Raw genomic sequence first — 5891 nt, 5'->3', positions numbered from 1 at the left:
AGGGTGTGAAGGTGCTGTATCCGAATCCGAAAACTTCCGGCGGCGCTCAGTGGGACATTAACGCCATATATGGCGCTGGCCTTAAGCAGTCAGAGGAGCAGACGGGTACAAAGGATGCTGAATATGCGAAGCATTTTCTAAAAGCAGTCCATGCCAATGTGGAATCGCTTGATAAGAGCGGTCGCGCATCGATGGCAGCCTTCGAATATGGTGTAGGCGATGTCATCGTCACTTACGAGAACGAGCTGCTCGCTCGAATTAAGAAAGGCGTAAATTATGACATCGTTGTTCCAAAAGACACGATATTAATCGAGAATCCAGCAGCGATCGTGGATAAAAATGCGGATAAGCATGGTGTTCGCAAGGTAGCCGAGGCATTTATTGCCTTTTTGCAAACGGAGCAGGCACAGCGGCTTTTCGTGGATCATGGATTCCGCTCCGTAGACAAGAAGGTAGCTGCGGATACGAAAGACCGTTATGTGGTGCCGGAAGGATTGTTTGATATTTCTTACCTAGGCGGCTGGTCTGAGGTTAGAGAAAACCTTTATTCCAAAAAAGGCGTCTGGTATCAAGTGCTCGCTGATCTTTAATACGATGTGTGAGGAAAGCTTTTAAAAAACCTCTGCGCCCTATGTCTCTCGTTTAAACGAGAGGCATAGGGTGCAGAGGTTTTTTTGATGAAAGCATGATGCTGCCATCGACTAAACGAATTATGAGCGATTTGTTTGCGATTGTTAAAATAAGTCTAAAAGATGCTGGGGAGCAGGCAAAGTTTCCGGGCTTTTTTTTGTATGTAAAGGCACTTCATGGGCCGAACGTACTAAAAATGATACTCCGCTGCGAATGATGTAGAACCGAGAGAAGCAAGGGCAAGGGGGAGAAATGATGAAGAAGAATAAAACGTCAAATAAGAAAATGAAAAGGATAAAATACATTTTGATCATAGGTACAGCTTTGCTTATTATCGCTGTTTTAGGCGGATGGGGGGCATTTCGTTTCCTGATCGGCAAGCAGGATATTGGACAGCTTGAGGTGCCGCTGCCGGCAGCTACGATTTTGTATGATCAGCACGGAATGGAAGCTACCCGTATTTCTTTCAATAAAATTGATGAGATTGCCTATGAAGACATACCAAAACATATGGTTGATGCCGTTGTTGCGGTAGAGGACAGACGTTACTTCGAGCACGAAGGAATGGATATGCGGGCAATTAGCCGAGCGATTTGGACAAATATAACTTCAGGCGGGACCGTACAGGGCGGAAGCACGATAACACAGCAGCTCGCGAAAAATGTCTTTTTGTCGCAGGAGAGAACCTGGTCGCGGAAGTGGGATGAGCTGCTTTTGGCGAAAAAGATTGAGGAAAGCTACAGCAAAGAGGATATTATGGAGAAGTACCTCAACCAAATCTACTATGGTGATGGAGCATGGGGAATCGATAGAGCGGCGCATACGTATTTTGGCAAGCAGCCAAATCAGCTTAGCGTAGCGGAGGCAGCGCTGCTTGCTGGTCTAATCAAGGCGCCATCCGCCCTAACTCCTTATAAACATCTAGAAAAAGCGGTTGATCGAAGAAATGTGGTTCTTCAGCTTATGAAGGATCAAGCGCTGATTAGCGAGGATATATACAATAAGGCCATTCATGAGCCTGTGAAATTACTGAGCGCAAAGCCTAATCGAGTAGATGATATCAACTATCCTTATTATGTGGACCAGATCATTCGTGAGGCGATGACGCAATATGGGTTATCGGAAAATGAAGTGCTGCAGGGCGGGCTTCGAATCTATACTGCTTTGGATACGAAAATGCAGCAGTCGGCGGAACAGGTGTATGCGAAGGGATCTCTATTCCCAAATAGTGCTGCAGACCAGCTCATTCAAAGCGGTGCTGTTCTGATTGATCCGCGTGACGGCGGAATTCGGGCGATTGTTGGCGGCAGAGGGGAGCAGCCATTTCGCGGCTTTAACCGAGCGACGCAGCTAAGCCGTCAGCCAGGCTCAACGATCAAGCCCATCGCTGTATACACGCCAGCGCTGGAGCTTGGCTATAAGCCAAGCGATGATCTAGTTGATGAACCGATCAATATTAACGGCTATGAGCCAAAAAATGCAGACGGCTCTTTTCATGGCAGAGTGTCACTTTATGAAGCGCTTATTAACTCTTACAACATACCTGCTGTGAAGCTGCTTAATGAAATGGGTATTGAAAAAGGAATGGATGCGGCGGCGCGTTTCGGCATTCCTCTGACAGATGAGGATCGCTCGCTGGGGCTTGCGCTCGGCGGTCTTCATGAGGGTGTATCGCCGCTTCAGATGGCTGAAGCTTTTGGCGTATTCGCAAGTGATGGCGTTCGTAATCATGCGCATACCATAACTCGCATCGAATCGGCAGACGGCAGCGTACTGGCTGAATTCAAGCAGAGTGAAGGCAGTGTGAAAGTAACGGAGCCAGAAATTGCCCGAACGATGACAGCTATGTTAGAGGGAGTCATAAAGGATGGGACGGGTACTGCTGCAATGCTTGAAGGCCGTCCAGTTGCAGGGAAATCTGGAACGACACAAATGCTAGGCACGACAGGCTACGGCGCAAAGGACAATTGGTTCGTTGGCTACACTCCGCAGCTTGTAGGCGCGGTGTGGCTTGGGTACGATCAAAGCGACAGCAGCCATTATTTGTCGACGAGCTCAAAGGCTGCGGCTGTTGTCTTTCAAGCTATATTCGCAGATGCATTAAAGGATGAGCCGGTTATACCGTTTCCTAAGGCACCAGATCTTTTGCCGAAGAAGAAGGATAAGGAGGAAAAAGAAAAAAATAATATATCAAACAAAAATGATGATTCTGATAAGAAACGGGATTGGAAGAAGGATAGGGAAGAAAGGAAAAAACAGAAGGAAAAAGAAAGAGAACAAGAAAAAGAGAGAAAGAAAGAGAGGCACAAGGATAAGGATAAGGATAAGGATAAGGATAAAAACTGAGGAATAGGGCGTGATAACGTAACAGGGAATTGGTGGAAGGTTATAACAACTAAGGAGGATCAAGTTTTTAATAATATAAGCTTGTACAGGAAAAAATGCAATTGTCGGACAACCATTGTATAATGAATAGGCTATTAACTATTTTTTCTATGGTTAATTAATTTTCGAGTGAAAAAGGGGAGTATTATCCTATGTCAACAATTAACGTGTTTGTTACAAACTGGTTGAATCATCGTAAAGTATTGCTTGCTATGCTTGATACTGTGCAAAATGAAAACCTCCAATATAAGCCTTGGGAAAAGGCAATGTCGTTGTCAACTCTTGTTCTCCATATCAATGGAGCAATGGACATGTTCGCACAAACGGTAAAAAACGGCGTGTTCACGCCACCTTCAACAGCTAAACAAGCTGAAACGATTGAAGAGCTGAAAGCGATCGTAGCAGCAGATACCGCTTCAACGAAAGCATTGCTAGAATCTTTAACGGATGAGCAATTGGAAAAAGAGATCGACTTCCATGGCATGAAAATGGCTGGAAGCATTTTGCTCGAGAATGGCAAGGATCATGAAATTCATCACAAAGGTCAATTGTTCATTTATCTGCGCTTGCTGGGCATCGAAACATTGCCGTTTTTCGTAAGCAGATAATAGGAATTGTATTATAAGGGGAGGAGTTCATACATCAGGCCGTTGGTCTCATGAAGCAACTCCTCCTTTTTATTAACTCCTCCTATCTGGCAACTCCTATCAAATTTATAGAATAGGAATGAAGAGACGATGATCAAAATAAACAGTTCAGAATTGAACGCTGCTTTTCAAGCATTTATTGGCAAGGAAGTTTATATTCATAGTGAAGCGACCTCTTTCGTCTTTGTCCGAAACTTCAAGGTTAGCCTCACTGAAGCCCATATTGCTGGCGAGGGTTCATACCGGATAGCTCTTCGCTTTGATGAGCTTGGCTGGCTGCGTACAGAAGCACTCACCCATTATGAAGTAACGGTGGAGGGGAAGCTATTACTGGCGGGTTACGATGATAAAGGCAGAATGAACGTTGCTCTGCAGCTTGGAAAGGAGCCGTTTCCGGAATGAGTGAAAAAGCAGTTAAAAAGCTATTAGCTGTGTTTGCGCATCCTGATGATGAATCCTTTATTTGCGGAGGAACATTGGCAAAGTATGCAAGCATGGGAGTTGAAATTACTCTCGTAAGTGCGACAAAAGGCGAAATGGGACGTCGAATGGGAAACCCGCCTTATGTGAATCGAGAGACTATGCCTGATATTCGGGAAAAAGAGCTGCGGAATGCTTGCGAGGCACTTGGCATTCCAAATCTTATTTTTTTTGATATCCGTGACAAGATGGTTGAATTTTACGATTCGGAGAGCCTCATCTCAAAAATAGGCGTACTCATGGATGAGATCAATCCGGATGTAGTCCTTACATTCCATGAAATTTTGGGCGGACACCCTGATCACTGCGCAATCGGAAAAGCAACAACTACCGCTTTCCACCGCAGCAAGCAGCCGGGTTCGCTTTATTTCATCAGTTTCGGCGATATGATGAATGCTCCGGAACGATTTGGTTACACGAAGCAGGACATTGTCAAAATTGATGTTCGTAATCAGTTAGAAGCCAAGCTTGCTGCGTTTCGTGCGCATCGCTGTCAAACCGAAATGGACGAATGGGTATGGGAAGCAGACAGCGCGGCATTGGCACGCTTTGGCAAGTATGAGTATTTTATACAAGGCAATCAAACGATTATGCCAAAAACTGCGGATGATCTTTTTTAATAAACGCACATACGAAACAGGCAGTCTTCAAGCAGCTTAATCTGCTGAAAGACTGCCTGTTTTTATTTTGTTTAAAACATTGGAAATACATATCGAACAAGAAAATATAGAGCTCCGAAGAAGATGATAATGTAGGCAGCATATTTGATGAATGTAGACGCCACTAAACTTGAATCTGATTTCTTTTCAACATGTCTTTCTTCAATCTCTAAATTTTGTTGCCTTGTCGTCATTTGAATCACTCCCTCAGTAAGTTTGATAATATTGAATACCCTGTTGGGGGAATGATGAATCAATGGCGTGCAGAAAATCGTTTATATATCGATGTTTTTCGATCATTTCTTGGGAAATAGTCGAGATAGGTAAATGGTAACCTAATCATTTTGTACCATTGAATCTGTCATGAGGAAGATGGATAATAACGGAAAAGGCATTTCTTTTTTTACAGTGAGTAAAAATGGTTTACCCTTTTTTTTAAGAATTGAGGTTCTTTTTTACGAAGTTCTGAATATCTTAGTTAACGAAGCCCTATTGTTGCAGGTACACCTTTATTTTGCAAAACAATAGAATAGGGCAACAGGAGGCATATAAGTTGAACGAAGCAAGGAAGCCTTTACAGCTAAGTACACAGATGAGCCATAGCCACAGGGACATCCTACTTGAAATTGAGGAAACGATTGCGGAATTGGAAATCTACTTGGAGACAAACCCGGATGATGAGATCGCTTTGGTGCAATATGAGCAGTTTTTGAATAAACGCGAGGATTTCACTTATTTTTTGGCGGAGCCGTATGGGAAAGCATCTCAATCTGTCATGCAGGCGTAATCAAATAGAGCAAGGATGTCAATAACATGGACATGCATGGTTCGGAAGAGCTGCTTGATTGCAGCTAGGCTATGGGGAAATAAAGATTAGATCTGGCAATAGGAGTCAAAAGGATGCCAAGGAGCGAACAGCTGCCCTTGGCATTTTTTTATTTTGGCGTGCCCAGAGGCACGCATCTTCTAGCCGGTGAAAGTCCGGTCGTGGGAAGAGCCAAGACCTCGCGTAGCTAGGATACTTGCGTATGGCGAAAACTGTGCGTAAGAGCGTATCGACGAAAGTACCTGTCAGAGACAGGGCGAGCGA

Annotated in this window: 6 protein-coding genes; all 6 read left to right on the top strand. The window is 44.3% G+C overall.

The genetic code is table 11. The features are described 5' to 3' along the window. Positions 1–590 (top strand): extracellular solute-binding protein (locus AB4Z17_RS31355; RefSeq protein ID WP_441964194.1); only part of this gene is annotated, 590 nt, incomplete at its 5' end. 325 nt (positions 591–915) lie between these two features. Beyond that, positions 916–2976, top strand: a complete 2061-nt coding sequence (locus AB4Z17_RS31350; RefSeq protein WP_441964192.1) for a transglycosylase domain-containing protein — start codon at positions 916–918, stop codon at positions 2974–2976. A gap of 191 nt (positions 2977–3167) precedes the next feature. Then, the gene (locus AB4Z17_RS31345; protein ID WP_441908770.1) at positions 3168–3623 is read left to right on the top strand and encodes a DinB family protein; all 456 of its coding nucleotides are present in this window, start codon (positions 3168–3170) and stop codon (positions 3621–3623) included. A gap of 129 nt (positions 3624–3752) precedes the next feature. Next, complete coding sequence (locus AB4Z17_RS31340; protein WP_441908771.1) at positions 3753–4064, top strand: DUF1806 family protein; 312 nt, start codon at positions 3753–3755, stop codon at positions 4062–4064. After that, on the top strand, positions 4061–4762 hold the full coding sequence (locus AB4Z17_RS31335; protein ID WP_441964190.1) for a PIG-L family deacetylase: 702 nt from the start codon (positions 4061–4063) through the stop codon (positions 4760–4762). Before AB4Z17_RS31340 ends, AB4Z17_RS31335 begins: the two co-directional genes overlap by 4 nt. Before the next feature lie 592 nt (positions 4763–5354). Then, positions 5355–5588 (top strand): hypothetical protein, encoded by a 234-nt coding sequence (locus AB4Z17_RS31330; protein WP_076268049.1) that lies wholly within the window; start codon positions 5355–5357, stop codon positions 5586–5588. Positions 5589–5891 lie beyond the last annotated feature (303 nt).

Origin of the sequence: Paenibacillus sp. TAF43_2 (genome assembly GCF_052113545.1) — a bacterium.
GTDB lineage: Bacteria > Bacillota > Bacilli > Paenibacillales > Paenibacillaceae > Pristimantibacillus.
Note: the sequence above shows the minus strand (reverse complement) of the source record. Positions and strands in the feature narration are given on the sequence as shown.